The organism is Brevibacterium marinum, assembly GCF_011927955.1.
GTDB classification, from domain to species: Bacteria; Actinomycetota; Actinomycetes; order Actinomycetales; family Brevibacteriaceae; genus Brevibacterium; species Brevibacterium marinum.
This window is the reverse complement of sequence record NZ_JAATJN010000001.1, coordinates 3,598,517-3,624,802: the sequence shown is the minus strand read 5'-3', so window position 1 is coordinate 3,624,802 and position 26,286 is coordinate 3,598,517. Positions and strand designations below refer to the sequence as shown.

Annotated in this window: 31 protein-coding genes; 21 read left to right on the top strand and 10 right to left on the bottom strand. The window is 63.5% G+C overall.

Annotation, left to right across the window (positions count from 1 at the left end; all coding sequences use genetic code 11):
- Window positions 1-55 precede the first annotated feature (55 nt).
- The 9 genes from rpsH (at window position 56) to map (ending at window position 5,729) form a co-directional block, all read left to right on the top strand.
- The gene (gene rpsH, locus BKA07_RS16225; RefSeq protein ID WP_167951866.1) at window positions 56-454 is read left to right on the top strand and encodes a 30S ribosomal protein S8; all 399 of its coding nucleotides are present in this window, start codon (window positions 56-58) and stop codon (window positions 452-454) included.
- 16 nt (window positions 455-470) lie between these two features.
- The gene (gene rplF / locus BKA07_RS16220; protein WP_167951864.1) at window positions 471-1,007 is read left to right on the top strand and encodes a 50S ribosomal protein L6; all 537 of its coding nucleotides are present in this window, start codon (window positions 471-473) and stop codon (window positions 1,005-1,007) included.
- Window positions 1,008-1,009: 2 nt separating this feature from the next.
- Window positions 1,010-1,390 (top strand): 50S ribosomal protein L18, encoded by a 381-nt coding sequence (gene rplR / locus BKA07_RS16215; protein WP_167951862.1) that lies wholly within the window; start codon window positions 1,010-1,012, stop codon window positions 1,388-1,390.
- Window positions 1,387-2,070, top strand: a complete 684-nt coding sequence (gene rpsE, locus BKA07_RS16210; protein WP_209044002.1) for a 30S ribosomal protein S5 — start codon at window positions 1,387-1,389, stop codon at window positions 2,068-2,070. Before rplR ends, rpsE begins: the two co-directional genes overlap by 4 nt.
- Entirely contained in the window at window positions 2,070-2,252 is a 183-nt protein-coding gene (gene rpmD / locus BKA07_RS16205) for a 50S ribosomal protein L30 (protein ID WP_167951861.1), read from the top strand. Before rpsE ends, rpmD begins: the two co-directional genes overlap by 1 nt.
- A 1-nt stretch (window position 2,253) precedes the next feature.
- Window positions 2,254-2,706 (top strand): 50S ribosomal protein L15, encoded by a 453-nt coding sequence (rplO, locus tag BKA07_RS16200; RefSeq protein WP_167951860.1) that lies wholly within the window; start codon window positions 2,254-2,256, stop codon window positions 2,704-2,706.
- Window positions 2,707-2,987: 281 nt separating this feature from the next.
- Window positions 2,988-4,289 carry a preprotein translocase subunit SecY gene (secY, locus tag BKA07_RS16195; RefSeq protein ID WP_167951859.1) on the top strand — a complete coding sequence of 434 codons (1,302 nt, stop codon included), beginning with the start codon at window positions 2,988-2,990 and terminating at the stop codon, window positions 4,287-4,289.
- Window positions 4,290-4,329: 40 nt separating this feature from the next.
- Window positions 4,330-4,896: an adenylate kinase gene (locus tag BKA07_RS16190; RefSeq protein ID WP_167951858.1), complete on the top strand. Its 567-nt coding sequence runs from the start codon at window positions 4,330-4,332 to the stop codon at window positions 4,894-4,896.
- Window positions 4,893-5,729, top strand: coding sequence for a type I methionyl aminopeptidase (gene map / locus BKA07_RS16185; RefSeq protein ID WP_167951857.1), 837 nt, complete (start codon window positions 4,893-4,895; stop codon window positions 5,727-5,729). The genes BKA07_RS16190 and map overlap by 4 nt, the downstream gene beginning before the upstream one ends.
- Before the next feature lie 66 nt (window positions 5,730-5,795).
- On the opposite strand, the gene BKA07_RS16180 is transcribed toward map, so the two are convergent.
- Window positions 5,796-6,941, bottom strand: a complete 1,146-nt coding sequence (locus BKA07_RS16180; protein WP_167951856.1) for an aminotransferase class I/II-fold pyridoxal phosphate-dependent enzyme — start codon at window positions 6,939-6,941, stop codon at window positions 5,796-5,798.
- Between the two features lie 202 nt (window positions 6,942-7,143).
- On the opposite strand from BKA07_RS16180, the gene BKA07_RS16175 reads away from it, so the two are divergent.
- The 7 genes from BKA07_RS16175 to rplQ all read left to right on the top strand — a co-directional run bounded on the left by BKA07_RS16175 (window position 7,144) and on the right by rplQ (window position 11,816).
- Entirely contained in the window at window positions 7,144-8,367 is a 1,224-nt protein-coding gene (locus BKA07_RS16175) for an MFS transporter (protein ID WP_167951855.1), read from the top strand.
- 274 nt (window positions 8,368-8,641) lie between these two features.
- Window positions 8,642-8,863 carry a translation initiation factor IF-1 gene (gene infA, locus BKA07_RS16170; RefSeq protein ID WP_167951854.1) on the top strand — a complete coding sequence of 74 codons (222 nt, stop codon included), beginning with the start codon at window positions 8,642-8,644 and terminating at the stop codon, window positions 8,861-8,863.
- 61 nt (window positions 8,864-8,924) lie between these two features.
- The gene (gene rpmJ, locus BKA07_RS16165) at window positions 8,925-9,038 is read left to right on the top strand and encodes a 50S ribosomal protein L36 (RefSeq protein WP_009884960.1); all 114 of its coding nucleotides are present in this window, start codon (window positions 8,925-8,927) and stop codon (window positions 9,036-9,038) included.
- Between the two features lie 188 nt (window positions 9,039-9,226).
- Complete coding sequence (rpsM, locus tag BKA07_RS16160; protein WP_167951852.1) at window positions 9,227-9,595, top strand: 30S ribosomal protein S13; 369 nt, start codon at window positions 9,227-9,229, stop codon at window positions 9,593-9,595.
- Window positions 9,596-9,646: 51 nt separating this feature from the next.
- Complete coding sequence (rpsK, locus tag BKA07_RS16155; RefSeq protein ID WP_167951850.1) at window positions 9,647-10,051, top strand: 30S ribosomal protein S11; 405 nt, start codon at window positions 9,647-9,649, stop codon at window positions 10,049-10,051.
- Window positions 10,052-10,203: 152 nt separating this feature from the next.
- Window positions 10,204-11,202: a DNA-directed RNA polymerase subunit alpha gene (locus BKA07_RS16150; protein WP_143921942.1), complete on the top strand. Its 999-nt coding sequence runs from the start codon at window positions 10,204-10,206 to the stop codon at window positions 11,200-11,202.
- Window positions 11,203-11,225: 23 nt separating this feature from the next.
- The gene (gene rplQ, locus BKA07_RS16145; RefSeq protein WP_167951848.1) at window positions 11,226-11,816 is read left to right on the top strand and encodes a 50S ribosomal protein L17; all 591 of its coding nucleotides are present in this window, start codon (window positions 11,226-11,228) and stop codon (window positions 11,814-11,816) included.
- 434 nt (window positions 11,817-12,250) lie between these two features.
- Here rplQ and putP read toward each other — a convergent pair whose 3' ends face one another.
- Together putP and purU are read right to left on the bottom strand one after the other, a co-directional pair.
- Complete coding sequence (gene putP, locus BKA07_RS16140; protein WP_167951846.1) at window positions 12,251-13,771, bottom strand: sodium/proline symporter PutP; 1,521 nt, start codon at window positions 13,769-13,771, stop codon at window positions 12,251-12,253.
- 323 nt (window positions 13,772-14,094) lie between these two features.
- Window positions 14,095-14,946 (bottom strand): formyltetrahydrofolate deformylase, encoded by an 852-nt coding sequence (purU, locus tag BKA07_RS16135; protein ID WP_167951844.1) that lies wholly within the window; start codon window positions 14,944-14,946, stop codon window positions 14,095-14,097.
- A 168-nt stretch (window positions 14,947-15,114) separates the two neighbouring features.
- Between purU and glyA the strand changes: the two genes are divergently transcribed.
- Window positions 15,115-16,389 carry a serine hydroxymethyltransferase gene (gene glyA, locus BKA07_RS16130; protein ID WP_167951842.1) on the top strand — a complete coding sequence of 425 codons (1,275 nt, stop codon included), beginning with the start codon at window positions 15,115-15,117 and terminating at the stop codon, window positions 16,387-16,389.
- Complete coding sequence (locus BKA07_RS16125) at window positions 16,389-17,276, top strand: bifunctional methylenetetrahydrofolate dehydrogenase/methenyltetrahydrofolate cyclohydrolase (RefSeq protein ID WP_167951840.1); 888 nt, start codon at window positions 16,389-16,391, stop codon at window positions 17,274-17,276. Before glyA ends, BKA07_RS16125 begins: the two co-directional genes overlap by 1 nt.
- Window positions 17,277-17,420: 144 nt before the next feature.
- Here BKA07_RS16125 and BKA07_RS16120 read toward each other — a convergent pair whose 3' ends face one another.
- The gene (locus tag BKA07_RS16120) at window positions 17,421-17,909 is read right to left on the bottom strand and encodes a GNAT family N-acetyltransferase (protein ID WP_167951838.1); all 489 of its coding nucleotides are present in this window, start codon (window positions 17,907-17,909) and stop codon (window positions 17,421-17,423) included.
- An 84-nt stretch (window positions 17,910-17,993) separates the two neighbouring features.
- Between BKA07_RS16120 and BKA07_RS16115 the strand changes: the two genes are divergently transcribed.
- A complete protein-coding gene (locus BKA07_RS16115; RefSeq protein WP_167951836.1) occupies window positions 17,994-18,806 on the top strand; it encodes an exodeoxyribonuclease III in 813 nt (270 codons plus the stop codon).
- A gap of 120 nt (window positions 18,807-18,926) precedes the next feature.
- Here the strand turns inward: BKA07_RS16115 and BKA07_RS16110 are convergent, their stop codons facing one another.
- Both BKA07_RS16110 and BKA07_RS16105 read right to left on the bottom strand, forming a co-directional pair.
- The gene (locus BKA07_RS16110; protein ID WP_209044001.1) at window positions 18,927-19,259 is read right to left on the bottom strand and encodes a DMT family transporter; all 333 of its coding nucleotides are present in this window, start codon (window positions 19,257-19,259) and stop codon (window positions 18,927-18,929) included.
- Window positions 19,256-19,675: a DMT family transporter gene (locus BKA07_RS16105; RefSeq protein WP_342449102.1), complete on the bottom strand. Its 420-nt coding sequence runs from the start codon at window positions 19,673-19,675 to the stop codon at window positions 19,256-19,258. Before BKA07_RS16105 ends, BKA07_RS16110 begins: the two co-directional genes overlap by 4 nt.
- A gap of 246 nt (window positions 19,676-19,921) precedes the next feature.
- Between BKA07_RS16105 and trpS the strand changes: the two genes are divergently transcribed.
- Complete coding sequence (trpS, locus tag BKA07_RS16100) at window positions 19,922-20,920, top strand: tryptophan--tRNA ligase (protein WP_167951834.1); 999 nt, start codon at window positions 19,922-19,924, stop codon at window positions 20,918-20,920.
- Between the two features lie 82 nt (window positions 20,921-21,002).
- Entirely contained in the window at window positions 21,003-22,052 is a 1,050-nt protein-coding gene (locus BKA07_RS16095) for a phosphatase domain-containing protein (protein ID WP_167951833.1), read from the top strand.
- A 57-nt stretch (window positions 22,053-22,109) separates the two neighbouring features.
- Here BKA07_RS16095 and BKA07_RS16090 read toward each other — a convergent pair whose 3' ends face one another.
- The 4 genes from BKA07_RS16090 to BKA07_RS16075 all read right to left on the bottom strand — a co-directional run bounded on the left by BKA07_RS16090 (window position 22,110) and on the right by BKA07_RS16075 (window position 26,253).
- A complete protein-coding gene (locus tag BKA07_RS16090) occupies window positions 22,110-23,099 on the bottom strand; it encodes an NAD(P)H-dependent flavin oxidoreductase (RefSeq protein WP_167951832.1) in 990 nt (329 codons plus the stop codon).
- A 154-nt stretch (window positions 23,100-23,253) separates the two neighbouring features.
- Window positions 23,254-24,030 (bottom strand): enoyl-CoA hydratase, encoded by a 777-nt coding sequence (locus tag BKA07_RS16085; RefSeq protein ID WP_167951831.1) that lies wholly within the window; start codon window positions 24,028-24,030, stop codon window positions 23,254-23,256.
- A complete protein-coding gene (locus BKA07_RS16080) occupies window positions 24,027-25,085 on the bottom strand; it encodes an enoyl-CoA hydratase/isomerase family protein (protein WP_167951830.1) in 1,059 nt (352 codons plus the stop codon). Before BKA07_RS16080 ends, BKA07_RS16085 begins: the two co-directional genes overlap by 4 nt.
- Window position 25,086: 1 nt before the next feature.
- Entirely contained in the window at window positions 25,087-26,253 is a 1,167-nt protein-coding gene (locus tag BKA07_RS16075) for an acyl-CoA dehydrogenase family protein (RefSeq protein ID WP_167951829.1), read from the bottom strand.
- Window positions 26,254-26,286 lie beyond the last annotated feature (33 nt).

The window sequence follows — 26,286 nt, the reverse complement described above, 5'->3', positions numbered from 1 at the left end:
GTCCAAGCGCGCGCCGCGTGGGCGGAAACCGTAACGAGGAAGGGCTAGAGCCCAAATGACAATGACTGATCCAGTCGCAGACATGTTGACACGTCTGCGCAACGCCAACTCGGCTTATCACGAGGACGTCAGCATGCCGTTCTCGAAGCTGAAATCCAACATCGCCGAGATCCTGAAGATCGAGGGTTACATCACCGGCTGGAGCGTCGAGGACGCTCAGGTCGGAAAGACCCTCTTCATGGACCTCAAGTTCGGTCCCAACCGCGAGCGTTCGATCGCCGGCCTGCGCCGCGTGTCGAAGCCCGGGCTGCGCGTCTACGCGAAGTCGACCAACCTGCCCAAGGTCCTCGGTGGACTCGGCATCGCCATTCTGTCGACGTCGTCAGGTCTCCTGACGGACCGACAGGCCGCCAAGAAGGGTGTGGGTGGGGAAGTCCTCGCCTACGTCTGGTAAGGAAGGAGAGAAGAACATGTCACGTATTGGCAAGCGCCCGATCTCCGTCCCGACTGGCGTAGAGGTCAAGATCGACGGCCAGGATGTCGCCGTCACGGGACCCAAGGGCGATCTGTCCGCCACCATCTCCGAGCCGATCAGCGTATCGCTCGACGATGGGGTCGTGACAGTGACCCGTCCGGACGAGGAGCGCGAATCGCGTTCGCTGCACGGACTGTCCCGCACGATGATCAACAACATGATCGTCGGCGTGACCGACGGCTATTCCAAGTCGCTCGAGATCGTCGGCACCGGTTACCGCGTGCTGGCCAAGGGATCGAACCTCGAGTTCGCCCTGGGCTACAGCCACTCGATCACCGTCGAACCGCCCGAGGGAATCTCCTTCACGGTCGACGGACAGACCAAGCTGGCAGTGCACGGCATCGACAAGCAGCTGGTCGGAGAGACCGCTGCCAACATCCGGAAGCTGCGCAAGCCCGAACCCTACAAGGGCAAGGGTGTCCGCTATGCCGGAGAAAATGTCCGTCGCAAGGTCGGAAAGGCTGGTAAGTAGAGATGGCCTTTGGCAAAAAGGAAAGCTACGGCAAGGGCAGGGCTGCGGCCCGCAAACGTCGTCACGCTCGTCTGCGCAAGCATGTCAGCGGTACGACGGACCGTCCTCGCCTTTCAGTGACTCGCTCCACGCGCCACGTCTTTGTCCAGGTCATCGACGATACCGTCGGCAAGACCTTGGCATCGGCCTCCACCATGGAAGCCGATCTGCGCACGCTTGAGGCTGACAAGACCGGCAAGGCCCACAAGGTCGGCGCACTGGTTGCCCAGCGCGCCAAGGACGCCGGTATCGAAGCCGTCGTGTTCGACCGTGGCGGCAACGCCTACCACGGTCGTGTGCAGGCAATCGCCGAAGGTGCCCGTGAAGGAGGATTGGCCCTATGAGCACTGAAGAGAACCAGGAACAGCAGCCAGCTGCTGAGACCCGTAACGATAACAACAGTGATCGCTCCTCACGAGGTCGCGGCCAGGGTGGTCAAGGCGGCCAGGGTCGCGGACGCGGCGAAGGCCGTGGACGCGGCGGCCGTGGAGACCGCGAGGAGAAGAACCAGTTCATCGAGCATGTGGTGACCATCAACCGTGTGTCGAAGGTCGTCAAGGGTGGACGTCGGTTCTCCTTCACCGCCCTCGTCGTCGTCGGTGACGGAGACGGCATGGTCGGAATGGGCTACGGCAAGGCGAAGGAAGTTCCCGCAGCCATTGCCAAGGGTGTCGAGGAGGCGAAGAAGAACTTCTTCCGCGTCCCACGCATCCAGAAGACCATTCCGCACCCCATCCAGGGTGAATCGGCCGCAGGCGTCGTCATGCTTCGCCCGGCCGCTCCCGGTACCGGCGTCATCGCCGGTGGCCCCGTCCGTGCGGTCCTCGATGCTGCCGGTGTTCAGGACATCCTGTCCAAGTCGCTGGGATCATCCAACGCAATCAACATCGTTCACGCGGCGATCACGGCCCTGCAGGGCCTCGAACGCCCTGAGCAGGTCGCGGCTCGCCGCGGTCTGCCCGTCGACGAGGTCGCCCCTCACGCATTGCTGCGGGCGGCTGCTGAAAGCGGGGCGAAGGCCTGATGGCACAGCTCAAGGTAACTCAGCGCAAATCCGAAATCGGTGGCAAGCAGAGGCAGCGTGACACGTTGCGTTCGCTTGGACTGAAGCGGATCGACGATGTGGTGGTGTGCGAAGATCGTCCGGAACTCCGGGGAATGATCAATGCCGTGCGTCACCTCGTGACCGTGGAAGAGGTGGATTGATATGTCGAACGACGACTCACTCAAGGTCCACGATCTCCGTCCTGCCCCAGGAGCCAAGACCTCCAAGACCCGTGTGGGTCGCGGTGAAGCTTCGAAGGGCAAGACAGCCGGTCGCGGAACCAAGGGCACACACGCCCGTTACCAGGTTCCGCACGGCTTCGAGGGTGGACAGACTCCGATGCACATGCGTCTGCCGAAACTGCGCGGGTTCAAGAACCCCGCTAAGGTGACGTTCCAGGTTGTCAATCTCGACAAGCTGTCGGCCCTGTTCCCCGAGGGCGGCGACGTCACAGTCGCCGATCTCGTGGCCAAGGGCGCCGTGCGTCCGAAGCAGCCCGTGAAGGTTCTGGGCACCGGTGAGATCACCGTGGCTCTGAACATCACTGCAGACAAGTTCTCGGGTTCAGCACTCGAGAAGATCAAGGCTGCAGGCGGAAACGCCAGCGAAGCCTGAACAGCACCCGCACAGCGGGTCTGAGGTTTCTCACGAAGGGGGCGGTCACCCAGTGACCGCCCCCTTCGTCATACCCTGGCGCCTGCACTCTCGATCGGCGCCGAGGTGCCGGGAGGTAACGTTCCCCACGCCCCAGATGACAGCCGTCGTCAGGCACGGCCGAACCGCCGTCTCGGTTTCAGCCTGACGGTCATACCCTGGTAGTCTTTTGCAGGTATTTGTCTCATTCGCCAGGTCGTATCAGCGACCCTGACTTTTTCATCCCCCAATGAGGAGGACGCTTGATCGGCGCAATTCGGAGGGCCTTCAGAACGCCCGACCTGAGGAACAAACTCCTCTTCACCCTGGGCATTCTCGTGATCTTCCGCCTCGGTTCCTTCATTCCCTCGCCGGGAATCGACTACACCCAGGTTCAGGAATGTGTGGCCTCCCCGCAGCTGAACGAGGGCGGCTTCGCCATGCTCAACCTCTTCAGCGGTGGTGCACTGCTGCAGCTGTCGATCTTCGCATTGGGCATCATGCCCTACATCACCGCTAGCATCATCACTCAGCTTCTGCGCGTGGTCATCCCGCGCTTCGAGTCGCTTCACAAAGAGGGTGCCTCGGGACAGGCGAAGCTGACTCAGTACACGCGCTACCTGACCATCGGACTGGCCATCCTCAACTCGACGACGCTCGTAGCCACCGTCCGGTCGGGCGCTCTGTTCGGCAAAGTCGAGGGCTGCAACGACCTCATCACCAATGACACCTGGTGGGGGATCGGTGTCCTCGTGCTGACCCTGACCGCAGGCACCGGACTGATCATGTGGTTGGGCGAGCAGATCACCGAGCGCGGAGTCGGCAACGGAATGTCGCTGCTCATCTTCACCTCGGTGGCCTCGGCCTTCCCCTCATCGCTGGGGGCGATCTTCCGCGAGCAGGGCGTCGACATCTTCCTCATCGTCATGGCCATCGGGCTCGTGCTCGTTGCCCTCGTCGTGTTCGTCGAACAGTCCCAGCGGCGCATTCCGGTCCAGTATGCCAAGCGGATGGTGGGGCGTCGCATGTTCGGCGGCACCTCGACCTACATCCCGATCAAGGTCAACATGGCCGGCGTGATCCCCGTGATCTTCGCGTCCTCGGTCCTCTACCTGCCCAGCCTGGTCTCCCAGTTCGGTGACCCGGAAAGCCAGTGGGTGGAGTGGATCAACACCTACTTCACTCGCGGAGACCACCCGCTCTACATCACGGTGTACGCGTTGCTGACGATCTTCTTCGCCTACTTCTACGTCGCCATCACCTTCAACCCGGAGGAAGTCGCCGACAACATGAAGAAGTACGGCGGCTTCATCCCCGGTATCCGGGCCGGACGGCCTACAGCCGACTATCTGAGCTTCGTGCTCAGCCGCATCAACTTCCCGGGCTCGCTCTACCTGGCCTTCGTCGCACTGATTCCGCTGATCGCGCTGGTGCTCATCAACGCGAACCAGAACTTCCCGTTCGGCGGCACCTCGCTGCTGATCGTGGTGGGTGTGGGTCTCGAGACTGTCAAGCAGATCGATGCACAGATGCAGCAGCGCCACTACGAGGGCCTGCTGCGCTGACCTACCCCGACCGCGGACATCCATCGGAAGGAAACACCTCATGAGCACACGCATCATCCTCATCGGCCCACCCGGTGCCGGCAAAGGCACTCAGGCGGCACGACTGTCCGAGGCGCTGAACATCCCTGCGATTTCGACCGGCGACATCTTCCGCGCCAACGTGAAGGCGGAGACCGAACTGGGCAAGTTGGCCAAACGCTATATGGACGCCGGCGAGTACGTGCCAGACGAGGTGACCAACTCGATGGTCGCGGATCGTCTCAGCCAGGATGACGCAGCCGAGGGCTTCCTCCTCGACGGGTACCCTCGCACCAGCGCCCAGGTCGAGGAGCTCGACCGCATCCTCGCCGCCGAAGGCAAAGAGGTCGAGCAGGTCGTCGAGCTCACCGCAGATATGGATGAGGTCGTCGCCCGACTGCTGGCACGTGCACAGACCGAGGGACGCAGCGATGACAGCGAAGAGGTCATCCGACACCGTCTCGACGTGTATGCCGAACAGACGCAGCCACTGACCGACATCTACCGTGAGCGCGGTCTGCTGCGCCAGGTCGACGGGCTCGGCGAGGTCGAAGAGATCACCCAGCGCATCCTCGACTCCATCAGATGATCTTCGGTCCTCGGATCGAGCTCAAATCGGCCGAGCAGCTGGTCGTGATGCGTCGTGCCGGGGTGCTCACCGCTGAGGTGCTCAAGGCCGCCCGTACGGCTGCCGTTCCCGGTGCCACCACCGCCGAGGTGGATGCAGCGGCGGCGTCCGTCATCGCCGAGGCGGGCGCGCAGTCGAATTTCAAGGGCTACCAGGGTTTTCCCGCCGTGGTGTGCATCTCCGTGAACGAGGAGATTGTGCACGGCATTCCCGGTGACAGAGTGCTCGAGGCCGGAGACCTGGTGTCCATCGACGGCGGGGCCATCGTCGAGGGCTTCCACGGCGATTCGGCGATCACGATGATCGTCGGCGGCGAAGGGGCCGGGTCCGAAGCCGACCTCTCACTGTCCCGGGCGACCGAGAAGGCGATGTGGGTCGGCATCGCCGCATTCGCTGCAGGCACCAGAGTCAGCGACATCGGCGACGCGATCGATGACCATGTCTCCCGCGAGGTCCCGGAACTGGGCCTGGTGGAGGAATTCACCGGTCACGGAATCGGCACGGCCATGCACATGCCACCCGAGGTCCTCAACTATCGCGCCCGGTCGAACGGGCCGAAGATCAAACCCGGAATGTGTCTGGCGATCGAACCCATGCTCACCGTCGGCAGCAGCGAGACGATCACGTTGGCCGACGACTGGACCGTCGTCACCGAAGACGGATCACGCGCCAGCCACTGGGAGCACAGCATCGCCAGGCATGATGGGGGAGTCTGGGTGCTCACCGCCGAGGATGGGGGAGCGGCCGGACTGGCGCCCTTCGGAATCACCCCCGTGCCCCCGAAGTCCGGCTGAGTCGCCGATTCAGCCGAGCCGGGTCGCCCGGTCGACCTCGCCGGATCGGCCCCGGCGCGAGTGTCATCAGAGCACGGAGGCGATGCGCTCGAGAGCCTGCCTGAGCAGGGGGCGGGGGAGCGCGAAGTTCAGCCGGATGTGACCGGCCCCCACGGCACCGCACAGGCGTCCGTCGGTGATGGCGACCTGAGCACGATCGTTGAAGTGGTCGAACAGCCCGGTCTCGAGACCGTATCCGCGCAGGTCCAACCACGCCAGGTAGGTTCCCTCGGGCGGAATGAACGTCGCGTTGGGCAGATGCGTGGTGACGAAGTCCGTGAGGAGCTCGCGATTGCCCTTGAGGTACGCGGTGATGTCGGACAGCCAGTCAGCGGACTGGGCGTAGGCCGCCGTCGTGGCGAGGATGCCCGGGTTCGAAGCGGCACCCGAGGCGAAGCTGCCCTTCTTCGCCCAGACCGCTCGGTCGTCGGCACCGGAGAGAATGAGCTGTGCGCATTTGAGGCCCGGAATGTTGAATGCTTTTGATGCGGCGGTCGCCGTGGCCGTGTGCGACGCAGTCGTCTCGTTCAAGTTCGCATAGGGAACGTGGCGGGCCGGTTCGTAGACGAGTGGCGCGTGGATCTCATCGGAGAAGACGCGGGCACCGTTGCGTTCGACGACCTCGGCGAGCTTGAGCAGCTCTGCCTCGGTGTACACCTTCCCGATCGGGTTATGAGGATTGCACAGGACCAGCGTGGCACCGGGCGTGAGCGCGGCGTCCACGGCATCGAGGTCGACCGCCCAACCCGTTTCGGATCGGACCATCGGCACCTCGATGAGTTCGCGGTCGGTGACCCGGGCGACGTCGAAGAAGGGCATGTAGGCAGGGGTGGGGAGGACGATCGGCGTGCCGACCGGCGTCAGATGTTGGAGGACGCCGAGGAAGCCGGCGATCACATCGCTGGCGAGTTCGACGTGACCGGTCGGGACCTGCCAGCCGTAACGCTGTGCGTAGAACGCCGAGGTGGCCGACTTGAGTTCGGCGACGATGGCTTGGGGAGCGTAGCCGAACAGATCCCGTTCATCGATCTCACGCAGCGCTTGGCGCACTGCGGGAGCGACACCGAAGTCCATCTCCGCGATGAACGCGCCGAGGCTGCCGGGGAAACTCGACCATTTTCGGCCGCCTTTGGCGACGAGAGAGTCTTGTGTGATCGAATCCAGGTCCTGCACGTGATTGCTCCTTCGGTTGCCATTGCTCGACAGTGTTTCGATTCACGCTAGCAGGACGGGCGTCGACCTCGGGGGCCGGTTCGACATCCGAGGTCACCGCCGCGGCGTACGGCTCGCCTCGGCGAGTTGAGGGGGTAAAGTGTAATCGGAGTCAGGTGCCGGAAGCGTGTATGCGCAACCACGGAGAGGTGGATTGGTGGGGATGACCGCAGACTCCCATACGGTCTTCCGTCGGAACCAATGGGCTCTGAGCCTGGCTCAGCTGTTCTCCGGCATCGGCATCGCCACCGGATTCGCCGTCGGCGGGATCCTCGCCGAGCGCCTGACGGGGCGTACCGAACTCGCCGGTTTCGCCCAGACCGCTTCCATCCTCGGCGCCGGGCTGCTCGCGGTGCCCCTGGCGAAACTGGCCGAGCGCAGGAGCCGTCGGCTGGCGTTGGCCAGCGCCTATGCGATCGCCCTGTGCGGTGCCGGTCTCGTCGTCCTGGCGATACTGTTCGGCATCGATGCGGCCTTCTTCGTCGGAATGGGCTGCTTCGGCGCTGCCACAGCCGCCGGCCTGCAGGGTCGCTATGCCGCCACGGACGCCGCCCCCGACCATCTCAAGGCCTCTGCGATGTCCGTCGTGGTGTGGGCGACGACGATCGGCTCCGTGATCGGTCCCAACCTGTCCGAACCCGGTGCCGACCTCGGCCGAAGCCTGGGTCTCAGCCCGCTGTCCGGGCCGTTCGTCATCGCGGTCGCCGGCTTCGCCTGTGCCCTGATCAGCGTCCTTTTCCTGCGGCGGCTGACGACTGCCACGCCGGATGTCTCAGCACAGGTCCCACGCCGAGGCGGCACCTGGCCGGCCATTCGCCGGTCCCCGAGTGCGATCATGGGTCTGCTCTCCGTGATCACCGGACACATGATCATGGTCGCGACCATGGTGATGACACCCCTGCACATGGACCATCACGGGCTCGGGCTCGATCTGATCGGCATCACGATCGGCGGGCACATCCTCGGCATGTACGGGCTTTCCCCGCTCTTCGGCTTCCTCACCGACAGATACTCAGCCGGCAGGGTGATCCTGCTCGGACACGGTCTGTTCGCCGCATCATTGGTCCTCGGCCTCATCGACGGCTTCGGTGAGTCTTCGTTCCTCCGCCTCTCGGCAGCGCTGTTCGCGCTGGGCCTGGGGTGGAGCGCCTGCCTGATCGCGGGATCGACTCTCCTGACGAAGGAGATCGACCCGGAGCATCGGATGTCGGTCCAGGGTCTCTCCGATGCGGGGATGAACCTCGGGGCAGCCGCTCTGGCAGCGTTGTCGGGTCCGCTGCTGGCCCTCGGCGGGTTCTCCGCAATCACCTTGATGGGCTTCATCGTGCTCGCGATCGCGGTGCTTGCGAGCATCCGGGCACACTACGGAGGTCGACACCGGTCCTGAACGCCGGGCCGCCTCGGCGAGGGAACGGACGATTGTAAGGGAGTTCACCCGCGTATGCCAGCACCGTGTGGAAGAATCTTCGACCATAGTGTAAGGTTGATGATTGGTCTGTTCTCACCCAACTCACCCTTTTTCCGTTGTGGGCGGCTTCTGCCATCCGCAACTTTTCATGTGGTGGGAAGGATTGCAGACCATGGGGTCGTCGGTGCCAATCGACGATACACGATTACGTCGAACGCGAGGTGCTCGCGGGAATACGAGGTTAGCGAACGATATGGCCAAAAAAGAAGGGGTCATTGAGATCGAAGGCGCCGTTATCGAGGCTCTGCCGAACGCATCGTTCAGGGTTGAGCTGAGCAATGGGCACAAGGTGCTTGCGCATATCTCAGGAAAGATGCGACAGCACTACATTCGAATCCTGCCCGAGGACCGGGTCATCGTGGAGCTGTCTCCATACGATCTCTCGCGTGGACGAATCGTTTACCGCTACAAGTAAGGATCTTCGATCATTCGCGTCCGCCTCGGCACAGGGGTAAGGGCCGGAAGAAGGAATAACGATGAAGGTTAAGCCAAGCGTCAAGAAGATCTGCGAGAATTGCCAGATTACCCGCCGTCACGGCCGGGTCATCGTGATCTGCTCCAACCCGCGTCACAAACAGCGTCAGGGTTGAGCAGCTCTTCGAGCAGATGGAGGCACCCGTAAGGGGCTTCAGCAGCACCACACCCGCGCAGACCTCACCTTTCGCACCGCCTTCGAGGCGTTGCCAGGACGATACCCTCGGTCGGGGGCCGAGGACTTTGGGAGACCAAGGACAGGTCTGCATCAGCACCTCCGAAACGACAACAGGAGACAGTACCTATGGCACGACTTGCCGGAGTCGACATCCCGCGCGAAAAGCGCGTGGAGGTCGCCTTGACTTACATCTATGGTGTGGGCCGCACCCGTGCGCGCCAGACCCTGACGGAAACGGGAATCAGCCCTGATACCCGTGTGAAGGACCTGAGCGATGCCGAGCTCGTCCAGCTGCGTGACTATATCGAGGGCACATTCCAGGTTGAGGGTGATCTCCGTCGTGAGGTCACGGCCGATATTCGCCGCAAGGTTGAGATCGGAAGCTACAAAGGCCTGCGTCACCGCCGCGGTCTGCCGGTTCGCGGACAGCGGACCAAGACGAATGCGCGTACCCGCAAGGGACCGAAGCGCACCGTGGCCGGTAAGAAGAAGTAATATGCTCACCCGGTTGACCAGCTTCAACCACCTCGATCAGGAGTAAAACACATGCCTCCCAAGACACGCGCAGCAACAGTGCGCAAGCCTCGCCGCAAGCTCAAGAAGAATATCGTCGCCGGCCAGGCACACATCAAATCAACTTTCAACAACACCATCGTGTCGATCACGGACCCGACCGGTGGAGTCATCTCCTGGGCCTCCTCAGGTGAGGTCGGCTTCAAGGGTTCGCGCAAGTCGACTCCCTACGCCGCACAGATGGCCGCGGAATCCGCCGCACGTCGCGCGCAGGAGCATGGCCTGAAGAAGGTCGACGTCTTCGTCAAGGGACCGGGCTCGGGACGCGAGACCGCGATCCGCTCCCTGCAGGCCGCCGGTCTGGAACTGGGCACCATTCAGGATGTCACGCCGGTTCCATTCAACGGCTGCCGTCCCACCAAGCGCCGCCGCGGCTGATCCTTCCGTGGATCTGCAACCGATGGCGGGCCTGCGCCCGGCATCAGTCGCAGAACGGATTCCAAGATAAACCGAACCGTTCTTCATGGCTTTCAGGCCATGACGTGCAGTGCGAACGTCATATAGCGGATGTTCGCTGAAAGGAAGCCCACGTGCTCATTGCACAGCGCCCAACGCTCACGGAAGAAGTCGTCTCCGAGAATCGCTCACGGTTCGCCATCGAACCACTCGAGCCAGGATTCGGCTACACCCTCGGCAACTCGCTTCGTCGCACCTTACTGTCGTCGATTCCAGGAGCCGCCGTCACCTCCATCCGGATCGACGGAGTGCTCCACGAATTCAGCACCGTGCCAGGAGTCAAGGAGGATGTCACCGAGTTCATCCTCAACCTGAAGTCCCTGGTCGTGTCCTCGGAATTCGACGAGCCGGTCGTTGCCTACCTGCGCAAGCAGGGGCCCGGCACCGTAACCGCTGCCGATGTCTCTGCTCCTGCCGGAGTCGAGATCCATAACCCGGATCTGCACATCGCCACGTTGAATGGTGAGGGTCGTCTCGACATGGAGCTGACCATCGAACGTGGACGCGGTTACGTCTCGAGCGCTCAGAACAAGAACGCGGATGCTGAGATCGGCCGAGTCCCCGTCGACTCGATCTATTCGCCGGTCCTCAAGGTCACCTACAAGGTCGAGGCCACTCGTGTTGAGCAGCGCACCGACTTCGACCGCCTGGTGCTCGACATTGAGACCAAGCCGTCGATGACCCCTCGCGATGCGATCGCATCGGCGGGCAAGACGCTGGTCGAACTCTTCGGCCTGGCCCGGGAACTCAACGTCGAAGCCGAAGGCATCGAGATCGGACCCTCGCCGGTAGACGCAGCCCTGGCTGCCGATCTGGCGCTGGCCATCGAAGATCTGGACCTGACCGTGCGCTCCTACAACTGCCTCAAGCGCGAAGGCATCCACACGGTCGGCGAACTCGTTGCTCGCAGCGAAGCCGACCTCATGGATATCCGCAACTTTGGTTCGAAGTCGATCGACGAAGTGAAGGCCAAGCTCAACGAGCTGGGTCTGAGCCTCAAGGACAGTCCCGCCGGGTTCGAACCCGGTCTCGTTGATGAGGACCAGTCCTACGTCGAAGACGAACAGTACTGATTAAGACCAAGGAGTAAGACACTATGCCAACCCCAACCAAGGGTCCTCGTCTAGGAGGATCCCCAACACACGAGCGCATGATGCTCAACAACATGGCCGCGGCCCTGTTCGAGCACAAGAAGATCACCACGACCGTGACCAAGGCCAAGCGCCTGCGTCCGGTGGCGGAGCGCATGATCACCGCTGCGAAGAAGGGCGACCTCGCCGCCCGTCGTCGCGTGCTCAGCAAGATCGGCGACAAGTCGATCGTGCACGAGCTGTTCACCTCGATCGCCGAAACGATGGCCGAGCGTCCCGGTGGATACACCCGTATCACCAAGATCGGTCCCCGTCCCGGTGACAACGCGCCCATGGCCGTCGTCGAACTGGTCCTCGAGCCCTACTCGCCGAAGCAGGCAACTGTGATGGAAGCCGAGCAGGCCACCGAGTCCGCTGCAGCCAAGAATCAGACCGATGAGGCTGAAGCACAGGTTGCCGAGGAAGCAACCGACGAGGCTGCGACCGACGAGGCTGCGACCGACGAGGCTGCGACCGAGAATATCGCAGCCGACGAGGCTGCAAGCGAAGAGGTCGCTGAGGACTCAGCCGACGAAAGCACCGAAGAGACCAAGTAGAGTCTCTGCGCGGCGCGACTCCTGATCGGGAGTGGTGTCGTACGGCAGCAGCATCTCAGGCGGGCACCCACGGGTGTCCGCCTGAAGTGCGTCTGCGGACCGCTTACTTGAGCGCGTCCTGCCAGGTGGTGTTTCCTGCCTGAGGGCAGCGCCGACTGCCCAACCACAGCGCGGGTTTCTTCCCGACAACCGCGGGCTTCTGCCCATACCCGCGGGTTTCTTCCCAACTCCTACAGTTGGCAACTGTTCGCACCGAGAGCGCCAATGAATCTACTTAGCGGCTATTCCACCCTCTGCAATGGGTGGAATAGCCGCTAAGTGTATAAAGCAAGCGCTGCCCAGCCTGGATGGCAGAGCGTGGCTCGACCATCGCCGGCCCGATCTTGCCGGCGCCGACAACTGCTGGACCGTCGGCGCCGGCGTAGGCGAAGCCTCTATCCCACGCGTGAGAGCTCGACAGATTCGTCGAACTCGCGGTCGGTGTCCGCGTTGGGCTTGTACGTGAACTTGCTGACCACGACGGCCACGATGAGATTGACCGCAAAACCGGGAATGATCTCGTAGACCTGATCGGTCACGGGTGTGCTGATCTGCCCCCAGATGAAGGCGACAGCCGCACCGGAGATGAGACCACAGAGCGCACCCCAGTTGCTGAGCTTCTTCCAGAACAGGGTGAGCAGGACGATCGGCCCGAAGGAAGCACCGAACCCTGCCCACGCGAACGCCACGAGATCGAGGATGCTGTTCGAGGGTGAGATGGCCAGCAGAACGGCGATGATCGCGATGACGAGAATGCCGAGACGCCCGAGCAGGACATAGGTCTTGTCCTGCAGTGTGCGCTTCGAACCGGTCCGCAGCGCCACGATCTTGTACAGGTCCTCGATGAGTGCAGAGGACGTGACGACCAGCTGTGACGAGATCGTCGACATGATCGCCGCCAGCACCGCAGCCAGGACCAGGCCGGCGATGAACGGGTGGAACAGAATCTGAGAAAGATCCAGGAACACGGTTTCGGCATCGGCGGGTTCCATATCGGCGTGATCGGAGAAGTAGGAGAGGCCGACGATCGCGGTGGCGATCGCGCCGAGGGCGGAGATGCCCATCCAGCCCACGCCGATCCGACGAGCCACCTTTGCATCTGCCGGTTTCCGCAGCGCCATGAACCGCACGATGATGTGGGGCTGACCGAAGTAGCCCAGACCCCAGGCCAGGGCGGAGATCACGGCCAGATAGGTGCCTCCGGCCCAGAAGGAACCGCTGCCGAAGAGGTTGAGCAGGCTGGGATCGATCTCATTGACGTTCGAGATGACGGTTGCCGGGCCGCCGGCATTGAAGACGGCGACGATCGGCACAGCGATGAGTGCTGCGAACATCAGCAGACCCTGGGCGACGTCGGTGAGTGTGGCGCCGAGGAATCCGCCGAACAGGGTGTAGACCATGGTGATGGCCGCGACGATGAGCATCCCGGCCAGATAATTCAGTCCGAAGCTCGATTCGAAGAACTTGCCGGCGGCGACCATGCCCGATGAGACGTAGAAGGTGAAGAACACCAGGATGATGACACCGCAGACGATGCGCAGCAGACGGGTGTTGTCCTTGAGCCGCTGTTCGAAGAAGCTGGGAATCGTGATCGAGTCGCCGGCCTTCTCCGTGAATGCCCGCAGGCGGGGTGCCACGAACTTCCAGTTGACCCAGGCTCCGACCGTCAGTCCCACCGCGATCCAGGCTTCGATGAGTCCGGACATGTAGATGGCTCCGGGCAGTCCCATGAGCAGCCAGCCCGACATGTCCGATGCCCCGGCGCTCAGTGCCGCGACGCTCGGGCGCAGTCCGCGACCGGCGAGCATGTATTCGTCGAGGCTGTTCTTGGTCCTGCGGTAAGCGAACCAGCCGATGGCCAGCATTCCTGCGAAGTACAGGACGATTGCAATTGTGCGGAAAGTGGTTTCCGTCATTTCTAGTCGTCTCCTTAGGTAAGCCTGGGAGACTCTACAACATATTGCGCATCGGGTGTGAATTGCCTCTGAGAAAGCTAATGCAGAATTCAATACGCTATTGGTCTGATATCGTCCCGGCTCCGATAATGCAGAATAACATCACTTCAGCTCACGTTAGCCGCAGTCGAAGATTCGGATTCGCCCTCGATTCGGACCCAGGCGTGGGGGTTTCGAGTCGTCCCCGGCAGTCAGTGCAAGCCCCTCGCAGGCGGCAGCACGGGGCGCAGACCGCCGCTGAGACACGGAGGCCGGCGAACCGGTTGTCTCCAGTTCAGTCGCCTCTAATTGAAGACCACCGTGCGGTGACCGTCCATGAGGACTCGCCCCTCGGCGTGCCAGGCCACGGCCCGGGCGAGCACCGCGGCTTCGACATCCTGACCGCGCTGGACGAAGTCGGCGATATTGCGGTTGTGATCGACGCGGGCCACATCCTGCTCGATGATCGGGCCCTCATCGAGGTCGGGGGTGACGTAGTGGGCGGTGGCGCCGATGATCTTCACGCCGCGGGCATGCGCCTGGTGGTAGGGCTTGGCACCCTTGAAGCTGGGCAGGAACGAGTGGTGGATGTTGATGACGCGACCTTCCAGCCGGGCACACAGGTCGGGGGAGAGGATCTGCATGTACCGGGCGAGGACGATGAGCTCGACATCGAGAGACTCGACGAGGCGGCTCAGCGTCGCCTCGGCGGCCTCCTTGGTGTCCCGCGTGATCGGAATGTGGTGGAAGTCGTGGCCGTGGAATTCGGCCAGTGACCGCAGGGAGTCATGATTGCCGGCGACCCCGACGATGTCGATGGGCAGCTGACCGGAGCTCTGCTGGAACAGCAGTGTGTTGAGGCAGTGGGCGGCCTTGGATACGAGGATGAGGGTCCGCGTCCTCTTCTCCACGGGCTGGAGGCTGACGGTCATGTCGAAACGGTGGGCAGCCTCGGCGAGGGCGGTCTCCAGGGGTTCGGCGGCCGAGTCATCATCTGTGACGAATTGGACCCGCAGGAAGAACTGCAGCGAATCGGGGGAGGAGAACTGCTGGGACTCGGTGATATTGGCCCCGAGCGAGGCCAGCGCCCCAGTCACGGCGTGGACGATGCCCGTCGCATCCGGACAGGTGACTCGCAGGATCCATTCTCGACTCATGCGCTCGAGTCTAATGCTCGCCTGTGCCCAGCCCCGAACCCGGCCCACCATCCGGATGGCGGTGGGCCCGACGGTGTGATCTGGTTCGCTGTTAGCATTGATTGCGGGTGTTCGCGGAGCCGATCGCGCCGTCCCAATCATCACTTTGGATGCCACAGGAGTGTATACATGACCGACAATTCGATGCAGGCCCCGCTTGCAGACATCGATCCACAGATCGCAGAAGTCCTCGACCAGGAATTGGGCCGTCAGCGTTCGACTCTCGAGATGATCGCCTCGGAGAACTTCGTGCCGCGGGCAGTGCTGCAGGCTCAGGGATCCGTGCTGACGAACAAATACGCCGAGGGCTACCCCGGCAAGCGCTACTACGGTGGCTGCGAGTACGTCGATGTCGCCGAGAACCTCGCCCTCGACCGAGCCAAGAGCCTCTTCGGCGCCGAATACGCGAACGTGCAGTCGCATTCCGGTGCCTCCGCCAACGCCGCGGTCATGCACGCACTGGCTCGCCAGGGCGATAAGATGCTCGGTCTCTCGCTGGCCCACGGCGGTCACCTCACCCACGGCATGAAGATCAACTTCTCGGGACGCCTCTACGACGTGGCCTCCTACGAAGTCGATCCCGACACGTACCGCATCGACATGGACAAGGTGCGTGAGCGCGCCCTCGAGCACCGACCGGAGGTCATCGTCGCCGGCTGGTCCGCCTACCCGCGCCAACTCGACTTCCAGGCATTCCGCGACATCGCCGACGAGGTCGGAGCGAAGCTCTGGGTCGACATGGCTCACTTCGCCGGACTCGTCGCCGCGGGTCTGCACCCCAATCCCGTGCCCTTCGCCGATGTCGTCTCCTCCACCGTGCACAAGACCATCGGCGGCCCACGCTCGGGCTTCATCCTCGGCAAGGAGGAGTACGCGAAGAAACTCAACTCCGCAGTCTTCCCGGGACAGCAGGGCGGACCTCTCATGCACGTCATCGCGGCCAAGGCCGTGGCGTTCAAGCTCGCGGCCTCCGCCGAGTTCAAGGCCCGTCAGGAGCGGACCGTGCGCGGAGCCCAGATCCTCGCCGAGCGCCTCCTCGCCGATGACGTCGCCAACGCGGGAGCGACAGTGCTCACCGGCGGCACCGACGTCCACCTGGTCCTCGTCGACCTGCGCAACTCCGCCCTGGACGGACAGCAGGCGGAGGACCTGCTCCACGAGGTCGGCATCACAGTCAACCGCAACGCAGTTCCCTTCGACCCCCGACCGCCCATGGTGACCTCGGGCCTGCGCATCGGCACCCCGGCCTTGGCCACCCGCGGTTTCGGCGACGCCGAGTTCACCGAGGTCGCCGACGTCATCGCCGAAGCGCTCAAGCCCGGAGCCGACGTCGAGACGCTCAGCGCTCGGGTCAAGAAGCTCAGTGACGATTTCCCCCTCTACGAAGATCTGGAGCAGTACTGATGAGTGCGCAGATTCTTGACGGCAAGGCCTGCGCGAAGCAGATCAAGGATGAGCTGAAGACTGCCGTCGCGAACCTCGCCGAACGCGGGATCGTCCCCGGGCTGGGCACCGTCTTGGTCGGTGAGGATCCCGGGTCGAAATGGTATGTGGCCGGCAAGCACCGTGACTGCGCCGAGGTGGGCATCCATTCCATCCGACGTGATCTCCCGGACTCGGTCAGTCAGGACGAGCTCCTGACCGTCATCGACGAGCTCAATGCCGATGACGAGTGCACCGGATACATCGTGCAGCTGCCGCTGCCGTCCCACATCGACACGGACACGGTCCTCGAACGCATCGACCCGTCCAAGGACGCGGACGGACTGCACCCGACCAACCTCGGCCGTCTCATGCTCAACGTCAACCGGGAGATCACGACGCCGCTTCCATGCACCCCGCGCGGAGTCATCGAACTGATGCTGCGCAACGGCGTCGAACTCGGCGGCAAGCACGTGGTGGTCGTCGGGCGCGGAGTCACGGTGGGCCGGTCGATCGGCGCGCTGCTGACCCGGCGTGAGCACAACGCCACGGTGACGCTGACCCACACGGGAACGACGAACCTGCCCGAGCTGCTCGCTCAGGCCGACATCATCGTCGCCGCCGCAGGCTCCGCCCGGATCGTGACCGCCGATGCGGTCAAGCCCGGAGCGGTCGTCCTCGACGTCGGGGTCTCACGCGAAGAGGATCCGGAGACCGGGAAGTCCAAGATCGTCGGCGATGTCGATCCCGCAGTCGCCGAGGTGGCGGCCCAGGTTTCGCCCAACCCCGGCGGAGTCGGACCCATGACCCGGGCCCTGCTGCTCAAGAACGTCGTCGACGTGGCCGAACGCGCGGCAGCGGAATCGTGAACGACCCGCTCGAGAGCCTGTAGCCGGGCATCCCGGCTCTGGGCGACCGACGGCCTCCCGCACAAACTGTGCGAGAGGCCGTCGGTCTCTGTGTACCCGTGGGGTTATCCGTGTGCGCGTGGACTCATCCGTTTGCGCGTAAACTCACTCCGCGGCGAGCTTGAGCTCGAAGAACACGCGAGGATTTCCTGCCCCTGCGTAGTCTTCGATGAGCTCACCGGCGAACCCGAGCGAGGAATGGAAGGAGATCGCACCGGACGAGTCCGGCAAGGTCGTAGCCTGCACCGATGAGACGCCCAGTTGCCGCGAGTGCTCGATGAAGTGCTGGTAGAGGCGCCGGCCGATGCCGTTGTGGCGGAAGTCCATGCGCGCGGCGACCAGATGGATGTAGGCGGGACCGTCGTGGGGAATGACGCCGAGCAGGTAACCGACGATCTCCGCACGGTACCGGGCGACGAGCCCCGAGGTTACGAACTGATGGAACCAGTAGGCGTCGTGATCGCCGCTCAGGTCCCGATCTCCCCAGAAGTTCTCCTGCGCACCGAGCAGGAACTCGCGCATCTCACGGGCGTCCACTTCGTCGAGCGGGCTGATGCTCAGCTGCTCAGAATCGAAAGTCTCATCAACAGCCATTACGCCTCCTGAAATATGCTTCTTTCCATCACTGTATAACGCCCATGCCCGGATGAGTAGTGCGCTCATGCCATGATAGAACACATGATTCGGATTGCATCAGTCAACGTCAACGGAGTTCGCGCAGCATGGAGAAAGGGGATGCCCACCTGGGTGGACACTGCGAAACCCGACTTCATCACGCTGCAGGAAGTCAGGGCCGCCAACGACATCGCCCACAAAGTCCTCGAGGACACCGGGTACACCACGATCAGCCACGACGCCGAGGCGAAGGGACGTGCGGGAGTCGCAGTCATGGCCCGCACACAGCCGGTCGAGACCCGCGAAGGACTCGGATCCGATGACTACTTCGACCGGGCCGGTCGGTGGCTGGAGACGGACTACCGCCTCGGCGACGGATCGCTGCTGACCCTCGTGTCGGCCTATGTGCACTCCGGTGAGGTCGACACCCCCAAGCAGGAGGACAAGTACCGCTTCCTCGACCGGATGACCGTGCGTCTGCCCGAGCTGGCCTCGCACGCCGATCATGTGCTGATCACCGGTGACCTCAACGTCTGCCACACCGAACGTGACCTCAAGAACTGGAAGGCCAACCGCAAGAAGGCGGGATTCCTGCCCGAGGAGCGCGCCTACTTCGACGGCTTCTTCGGTGAGGTGGGCTTCGTCGACGTCCACCGTGAACTCAGCGGCGACGTCGACGGGCCCTACACCTGGTGGTCCATGCGCGGCCAGGCCTTCGACAACAACGCCGGATGGCGCATCGACTATCACATGGCGACACCGGCACTCGCCGAGGCGGCGGCCAAGGCCACGGTCGACAAAGCCGACAGCTGGGCCGAGCGCTGGTCCGACCACGCCCCGCTCGTCATCGACTACGATCTGCCTGCCCCGAAGTAGGGGCGCGGGCCGGCCCTGTCTGACTCAGAAGCCGTTTCAACAACCCTCCGGGCGCTGGGCAACCCCTCTGACGGTTGCAAGACGCCCGAAGGGTTGCTCGGAGTCGACTGGGATGAGCGTCTAAGCGTGCGAGGAGCCGAGCTCGATGAGCAGCACGCCGACGAGGATGAGACCGATGCCGAGCAGCATCTTGCGCGTCAGCTTCTCCTTGAACAGCGCGCGACCGGCCAGCGCGGTCAGAGCCACCCCGGTCGCGGCCCATATCCCGTAGGCCACACCCAAGGGGATGCCGGTGCGCAGGGTCAGGCTGAGCAGACTGAATGAGACGAAATAGCCGCCGGCGACACCCGCGTACCACCACTTGCTCCCGCCCACGGAAGCCATCCGCAGCGAGATCGTCGCCGCGACCTCGAGGGCGATGGCGACGGCAAGCAGAATCCAGCCGATGATCATGACTCACCTCCCCGCTCGGTCGGGCTTGTGCCATCCTCGGTCGGGGCTGTGCCGTGCTCGGTCGGGGTTGCGTCCTGCTCAGTCGGGTGCGCGTCTTCGTCGCGATTGCCGACCTCGACGAGGATGACGCCGGCCATGATGAACACGATTCCAGTGATCATGACCGGGGTCAGCGGTTCCGCGAAGAGGACGAGCGAGAGGACAGCAGTCAGCGCGACACCGGAGGCACCCCAGATTCCGTAGGCGATGCCCAGCGGCATGCCGACCCTGAGGGTGAGGCTCAAGAAGACGAAGGCCGTGACGTAGCCCAGCCCCACAACGATGTAGAGGGCAGGGGAGTCGAGTGCCCCTTTTAGCGCCAAGGTGCCGGTCACCTCGGCGATGACGGCACCGGAGAGAAAGAACCATTTGCGCACAGGACAATTATCGAGGACGGAAGTCAGGGCGCGAAATCCTCGCCAGTCGTGAGTACGGTCACAACGAAGCAAGGGCCGGCTCCCGAGATAGCGGCGAAATGATGGTCGAGGCCACCGGAACGGACCGACCTGTCCTGACTGCAGAGCCCCGACTTGTCCCGGCTGCAGGGTCAACGGGGGATGTGGAGCGCGGCCGATGCCGGGGTGGTCTGCGAAGACACGGCGATGAAGTGGCATCATGGTCCTATGACGACTTCTTCTCTGCCACGCACTGTTTCGGGCATTCAGGCCACTTCGGACTCCCTGCACCTGGGCAACTACATCGGAGCCCTGCAGCAGTTCGTGGCACATCAGGAGTCGCACGACGCCTTCTACTTCATCGCGAACATGCACGCGATCACCGTGGAGCAGGATCCGACGGATCTGCGCGAACGGACGCTGCGCACCGCTGCGCAGTTCATCGCAGCCGGCCTCGACCCGGAGAAGTCGACGATCTTCGTCCAGTCGCAGGTGCCTGCGCACCCGAAGCTGTCATGGGTCCTGGAGTGCACCACCTCGATGGGCGAGGCCGGCCGGATGACGCAGTTCAAGGACAAGTCGGCCAAGCAGGAGCACGTGTCCCTGGGCCTGCTCACCTACCCTGCGCTGATGGCCGCCGACATTCTCCTCTACAATCCGCAGATGGTGCCCGTCGGGGAGGACCAGCGCCAGCATCTCGAGCTGACCCGGAACCTGGCGGAGCGCTTCAACTACCGTTTCGGTGAGACCTTCGTCGTCCCCGACGCCCAGATCATGAAGACCACAGCGAAGATCTACGACCTGCAGAACCCTGGTGCGAAGATGTCGAAGTCGCTGCCGAGCCCACTGGGTCGCATCGACCTCCTCGACGATGCGAAGTCGCTCACGAAGAAGATCAAGTCCGCCGTCACCGATGACGGCAAGGAGATCGCCTTCGACCCGGAGGCGAAGCCCGGAGTCTCGAACCTGCTGACGATCTACTCCTCCCTGACAGGGCGATCGGTCGACGACATCGTCGCCGAGTACGAAGGGAAGATGTACGGCCACCTCAAGTTCGACCTCGCAGAGATCGCAGTCGGCGCGCTCGCCCCCGTGCGTGAGCGGACGAACGAGCTCCTCCAAGACCGGGCGCAGCTCCAGCGCATCCTCGACGCCGGCGCTGCCAAGGCCGATGAGATCGCCGAGGTGACTCTGCGAGACGTGTACGACAAGGTCGGCTTCATCTGAGCCACTTCCTGTCCGATCCGATCCATTCCAGCCGGATCCAACCAGATCCGACCCGACGTGCGCCGAGTGTGAAGGACGAACCGTGGCGAAGAAGAAACCCGACGACGGACCGCTGAACCTCACTCCGGATATGCTGCACACCGCGGCACGGATGGAGGACCGATTCAACGGATGGCTGCAGAACTGCGCCACGGACCACACCTACCAGCGCACCGTCATCGCCTATGACACCTATGGGGGAACCGGATGGGTGCGTGTCCTCGGGCGCCTGGTGCTGACCCCGACCGGTCAGCCGGCGGCCGATCTGCAGGCGAGCATCCGCGGGTGGAAGTCCTTCGTCAGCGTCCCCTTGCCCAACGACACCGCTTGGGTCCGGGTCAACGATGAAGAGCACATGGTCACCGCCGATCGCGGCGGCATCATCGACACGGTCATTCCCGGGGACTTCCAGCCCGGCGAGACCGAGATCGAACTGTGGACGGACGGCTCACTCGTCGACTCCGCGGCCGTACGGATCATCGGTGAGGACTCGACGTTCGGCATCATCTCCGACATCGACGACACGGTCATGGTCACCTCGCTGCCGCGGCCGTTCCTTGCCGCCTGGAACACCTTCGTCCTCAGCGAGCACGCCAGGTCGCCGGTGGCGGGCATGGCGGTCCTCTACGACCGGATCACCTATATGCGTCCCAACACTCCGATGGTCTACCTGTCGACGGGCGCATGGAACTCGGCGCTGACGATCAAACGCTTCCTCTCCCGCAACCTCTACCCGATGGGTCCGTTGCTGCTGACCGACTGGGGGCCGACGACGACTCGGGTCTTCCGCTCCGGCAAGGAGCACAAACGCAATACGCTCGAGCGCATGTCGCGGGAGTTCCCATGGATGAAATGGCTGCTCATCGGGGACGACGGGCAGAAGGACGAAGAGGTCTACGGCGAGTTCGTGGAGAACCACCCGGGCAATGTTGCCGCCGTCGCCATTCGACAGCTCACCGTCGGTGAAGCAGTGTGGGCCGGTGGCCGCTCGAAGCGCCACGGACGCGGCCAGGGAGTGCCGTGGATCTATGCCCCGGACGGTGCAGGACTCTCTTCGCGCCTGACCGAACGGGGCATCATCTCCACGATCTGAGTTCGATTCGACTCAGGCGAATCCTCTCAGCCGACGCCTCGATGAGATCTGAAGTTCTCAGACGACGCTGGCGACATCGTTCATGCGAGCGTCGAGTTCCTTCTTCGCGGCATCGAACTCCTCTGCCAGACCGTCGACGAGCTCTGCAGTCGTCGACTTGCTCGTGAGAACGCCGATTCCCTGACCTGAACCCCAGATGTCCTTCCACGCCTTCGAATCCGACTTCGGATCCGTGCCGAAGTCCATCTTCGTCGGGTCTGCGTCGGGGAGGTTGTCGGGATCGAGGCCGGATGCGGCAATGGACCCGCGCAGGTAGTTGCCCTTGACTCCGGTGAAATAGCTCGAGTACACGACGTCTTCGGCAGCGGAGTCGACGACCATCTGCCTGTAGTCATCGGTGACGTTGGCTTCGGCCGTCGACAGGAACGCCGAGCCCACGTAGGCGCAGTCCGCGCCGGCGGCCAGCGCTGCGAGGATCGAACGGCCGTGGGCGATCGCACCGGAGAGCAGCAGCGGACCGTCGAACCAGGACCGGATCTCCTGGACCAGGGCGAAGGGCGAAAGCGCTCCGGCATGTCCGCCGGCACCGGCGGCGACGGCGATGACGCCGTCGGCGCCCTTCTCCACCGCCTTGTGCGCGAACTTGTTGTTGATGACGTCGTGGAGGACGATGCCGCCGTAGGAGTGCACGGCCTCATTGACCTCTTCTCGGGCACCCAGCGAGGTGATCACGATGGGCACCTGATGGCGGACCACCTCGGCGAGGTCGGCCTCCAAGCGGTTGTTCGAGCGGTGGACGATGAGGTTGACCGCAAACGGTGCGGCTGGCCGGGCAGGGTTCGCGGCGGTGAACGCATCGTTGGACTCACGGATCTCGTCGAGCCAATCGGTGAGCATGGATGCCGGGCGCGCGTTGAGAGTGGGGAAGGACCCGATTACGCCTGCTTGGCACTGGGCCTTGACCAGTTCGGGGCCCGATGCGATGAACATGGGGGAGCCGAGCACGGGCAGTCGCAGCTGGGGGAGAAGTGTGGCGAATGAATTCATTGTGCCTCCTTTGGGTGGATGAACGATTCCACTCTAACTGAACGATTGTTAAAAGCGGTCATGGGGTGGCGACGACGATGGCGCAGACGAGTTCGACTCATCTGCGCCATCGTTCGTGCACCGGACCGCTGTGCCCGCGGCCCCGGGACGCGGATCAGGAATCCGTGAAGTTCGCGTCTCGCTTCTCGACGAATGCGGCCATGCCTTCGGACTGGTCGTTGGTGGCCAGCGTGGAGTGGAAGAGGCGGCGTTCGTAGCGCAGACCCTGTTCGAGGGTCGTTTCGAAGGCCGTGTTGACCGCTTCCTTGACCATCGCCGAGGCGATGCGGGACTTGGATGCGATCGTTGCGGCGATCTCGTTGGCCGTCGACAGCAGCTCCTCCGGCTCGACGATGCGCGCGACGAGACCGGAGCGTTCGGCCTCTTCGGCGCCCATCATGCGTCCGGTCAGACACATGTCCATGGACTTGGCCTTGCCGATCGCGCGCGTCAGGCGCTGTGATCCGCCCATGCCGGGGAGGACGCCGAGATTGATCTCGGGCTGACCGAACTTCGCCTTCGTCGAGGCGACGAGGATGTCGCCCATCATCGCCAATTCGCAGCCGCCGCCGAGGGCGAAGCCGTTGACAGCGGTGATGACGGGTTTGCGGACATCGGTGAGACGGGTCCAGCCGGCGAACCAGTCGGCCTTGAAAGCGGTGGAGAAGTCGAGGTCGGACATCTCCTTGATGTCGGCGCCCGCGGCGAATGCCTTGTCGCTTCCGGTGATGATGATCGCCTTGATGTCATCGTCGGCGTCGAATGCGGTGGCGGCATCGGTGATGTCGGTCAGCACCTGCAGGTTCAGCGCGTTGAGGGCCTTCGGGCGATTGATCGTGATGGTGGCGACGCCCTGATCGGCGTCTGTGAGGATGGTTTCGAAGTCGCTCATGAGAACACCTTCTCTTCGTGGTCGGTGGTGAGGATGTCGCGGACTGCCTCGTCGCTGACGCCGTCGAGGGTGGCCGGCGACCACTGTGGGCTGCGGTCCTTGTCGATGACCTGGGCGCGGATGCCCTCCTTGAGGTCCGGACGCCGGGTCAGTGCGACGGCGGCGCGGTAGTCCTGTTCGAGGACCTCGGCCAAGGTCATGGTGCCGGCGTTGCGGACGGCGGCCAGGGTCACCTTCACCGAGGTGGGTGCCTTGGTCCCGATCAGCTTCCCCGCGGCATTGGCATCGGGATTCGCATGCGCAGCCAGCGCTGCGACGATGTCTTCGGCTCGGTTGCCGCCGTAGCATTCGTTGATCCAGGCTTGGGCCTCTGCCAGTTCATCGGCGGGGGCCTCGGCGGCGTATTCGTCGATCACGGTCTCGATGTCGCCGCCTGCTTCGAGGTCGGCGATGAGTCCGGGGACGTCAGCGTCGGGGACGAAGTGGTCGGCCAAGCCCATGGCCAGGGCGGCGCCCGGGCCGACCGGGAGTCCGGTCAGCGCCAGGTGGGTGCCGAGCTCGCCGGGGGCATGGGCCAGCAGGTGTGTGCCTCCGACGTCGGGGAACAGGCCGATCCCGGTCTCCGGCATTCCGATCTTCGTGGACTCGGTGACGATGCGGTGCGAGCCGTGCCCCGAGATCCCGACGCCGCCGCCCATCGTGATGCCGTTCATGATCACGACGTAGGGCTTGGGGAATGCGGAGATCGCGTGATTCATCTTGTATTCCCGATTCCAGAATCGGGCGTTCTCATCGGTCCCGGCCACGATGTCGTTGTAGACGGCCTTGATGTCGCCCCCGGCGCACAGGCCGCGTTCTCCTCGACCGGTGACCAGGACGGCCGTGATCGAGTCGTCGTCGCTCCAGGACTGCAGGGCGTCATCGATGGCACCGACCATGTCCTGGCTCAATGCGTTGATCAGTTTCGGTCTGTTGAGTTCGATCCGTCCCACCCCGTTGTGACTCGAGGTGATGACGGAGGTTTCGCTCGGCGGTGCCGCAGCTTCTGTCGTCATATCAGCCCACTCCTGTGCTCTTGCGCGAAATGATCACGCGCATGATTTCGTTGGTGCCTTCCAGAATCTGGTGGACCCGCAGGTCACGGACCAGTTTCTCAATTCCATACTCTGTCAGATAGCCGTAGCCGCCGTGCAACTGGAGTGCCTTGTTGGCGACGTCGAAGCCCGAATCCGTGGCTGTCAGCTTGGCCATGGCAGACAGCAGCGAGGTGTTCGGATCGCCGGTGTCGTAGGCGCTGGCGGCTCGCCACAGGAGGGAACGGGCGGCTTCGAGTTTCGTCTGCATCTCTGCGACGTCGAAGCGCAGGGCCTGGAACGCGGAGAGTTCGGTGCCGAAGGCCTGTCGTTCGCCCATATAGGCGATGGTCTTCTCCAAGGCCGACTGTCCGCCGCCCAGAGAGCACGCACCGATGTTGAGCCGACCGCCGTCGAGCCCCGACATGGCGATCTTGAAGCCCTGCCCCGGTTCGCCGATGAGGTTCTCCTTGGGCACACGCACGTTCTCCATGATGACCTGGCGGGTCGGCTGTGCGCGCCATCCCATCTTCCCCTCGTTGGGGCCGAAGGAGAGTCCGTCCATGCCCTTTTCGAGGATGAACGCGGAGATGCCGCGCGACCCGTCCTGACCGGAACGGGCCATCACCAGATAGGTCTCGGAGGTCCCGGCACCGGAGATGAATTGCTTGACGCCGTTGAGGACGTAGGAGTCTCCGTCCTCTCTCGCCGAGGTGCGCAGAGCCGCAGCATCGGATCCGGCGTTGGGTTCGGTGAGGCAGTAGCTGCCGAGGTGCTCCATCGAGGTGAGCGGACCGAGGTACTTCTCCTTCTGCTGAGCATTTCCGTATTTGTCGATCATCCACGCGACCATGTTGTGGATCGAGATGTACGCGGCGACCGAAGGGCAGGCCGTCGACATCGCCTCGAAGATGAGGGCGGCGTCCATGCGACCCATGCCCGTACCGCCGGCTTCCTCGCTGACATAGATTCCGCCCATGCCCAGATCGGCCGACTTCTTGATCACATCAACAGGGAAATGATGGTCGGCGTCCCATTCCAATGCGTGCGGAGCGATCTCGGAATCGGCGAATTCGCGCACCATGCCGGAGACGGTCTGTTGTTCTTCGGTGAGACCGAACGGCAGGGCAGCTGCTGTGCTGCGGGACATTGTTCCTCCACGATTGGGGCTGGACGCATGACG

Bases quoted from the DNA above. Each gene is read 5' to 3' on its own strand.
- rpsH (WP_167951866.1), top strand. From the start codon at position 56: ATGACAATGACTGATCCAGTCGCAGACATGTTGACACGTCTGCGCAAC.
- rplF (WP_167951864.1), top strand. From the start codon at position 471: ATGTCACGTATTGGCAAGCGCCCGATCTCCGTCCCGACTGGCGTAGAG.
- rplR (WP_167951862.1), top strand. From the start codon at position 1,010: ATGGCCTTTGGCAAAAAGGAAAGCTACGGCAAGGGCAGGGCTGCGGCC.
- rpsE (WP_209044002.1), top strand. From the start codon at position 1,387: ATGAGCACTGAAGAGAACCAGGAACAGCAGCCAGCTGCTGAGACCCGT.
- rpmD (WP_167951861.1), top strand. From the start codon at position 2,070: ATGGCACAGCTCAAGGTAACTCAGCGCAAATCCGAAATCGGTGGCAAG.
- rplO (WP_167951860.1), top strand. From the start codon at position 2,254: ATGTCGAACGACGACTCACTCAAGGTCCACGATCTCCGTCCTGCCCCA.
- BKA07_RS16190 (WP_167951858.1), top strand. From the start codon at position 4,330: ATGAGCACACGCATCATCCTCATCGGCCCACCCGGTGCCGGCAAAGGC.
- map (WP_167951857.1), top strand. From the start codon at position 4,893: ATGATCTTCGGTCCTCGGATCGAGCTCAAATCGGCCGAGCAGCTGGTC.
- BKA07_RS16175 (WP_167951855.1), top strand. From the start codon at position 7,144: ATGACCGCAGACTCCCATACGGTCTTCCGTCGGAACCAATGGGCTCTG.
- infA (WP_167951854.1), top strand. From the start codon at position 8,642: ATGGCCAAAAAAGAAGGGGTCATTGAGATCGAAGGCGCCGTTATCGAG.
- rpmJ (WP_009884960.1), top strand. From the start codon at position 8,925: ATGAAGGTTAAGCCAAGCGTCAAGAAGATCTGCGAGAATTGCCAGATT.
- rpsM (WP_167951852.1), top strand. From the start codon at position 9,227: ATGGCACGACTTGCCGGAGTCGACATCCCGCGCGAAAAGCGCGTGGAG.
- rpsK (WP_167951850.1), top strand. From the start codon at position 9,647: ATGCCTCCCAAGACACGCGCAGCAACAGTGCGCAAGCCTCGCCGCAAG.
- rplQ (WP_167951848.1), top strand. From the start codon at position 11,226: ATGCCAACCCCAACCAAGGGTCCTCGTCTAGGAGGATCCCCAACACAC.
- putP (WP_167951846.1), bottom strand. From the start codon at position 13,771: ATGACGGAAACCACTTTCCGCACAATTGCAATCGTCCTGTACTTCGCA.
- purU (WP_167951844.1), bottom strand. From the start codon at position 14,946: ATGAGTCGAGAATGGATCCTGCGAGTCACCTGTCCGGATGCGACGGGC.
- glyA (WP_167951842.1), top strand. From the start codon at position 15,115: ATGACCGACAATTCGATGCAGGCCCCGCTTGCAGACATCGATCCACAG.
- BKA07_RS16125 (WP_167951840.1), top strand. From the start codon at position 16,389: ATGAGTGCGCAGATTCTTGACGGCAAGGCCTGCGCGAAGCAGATCAAG.
- BKA07_RS16120 (WP_167951838.1), bottom strand. From the start codon at position 17,909: ATGGCTGTTGATGAGACTTTCGATTCTGAGCAGCTGAGCATCAGCCCG.
- BKA07_RS16115 (WP_167951836.1), top strand. From the start codon at position 17,994: ATGATTCGGATTGCATCAGTCAACGTCAACGGAGTTCGCGCAGCATGG.
- BKA07_RS16110 (WP_209044001.1), bottom strand. From the start codon at position 19,259: ATGATCATCGGCTGGATTCTGCTTGCCGTCGCCATCGCCCTCGAGGTC.
- trpS (WP_167951834.1), top strand. From the start codon at position 19,922: ATGACGACTTCTTCTCTGCCACGCACTGTTTCGGGCATTCAGGCCACT.
- BKA07_RS16090 (WP_167951832.1), bottom strand. From the start codon at position 23,099: ATGAATTCATTCGCCACACTTCTCCCCCAGCTGCGACTGCCCGTGCTC.
- BKA07_RS16085 (WP_167951831.1), bottom strand. From the start codon at position 24,030: ATGAGCGACTTCGAAACCATCCTCACAGACGCCGATCAGGGCGTCGCC.
- BKA07_RS16080 (WP_167951830.1), bottom strand. From the start codon at position 25,085: ATGACGACAGAAGCTGCGGCACCGCCGAGCGAAACCTCCGTCATCACC.
- BKA07_RS16075 (WP_167951829.1), bottom strand. From the start codon at position 26,253: ATGTCCCGCAGCACAGCAGCTGCCCTGCCGTTCGGTCTCACCGAAGAA.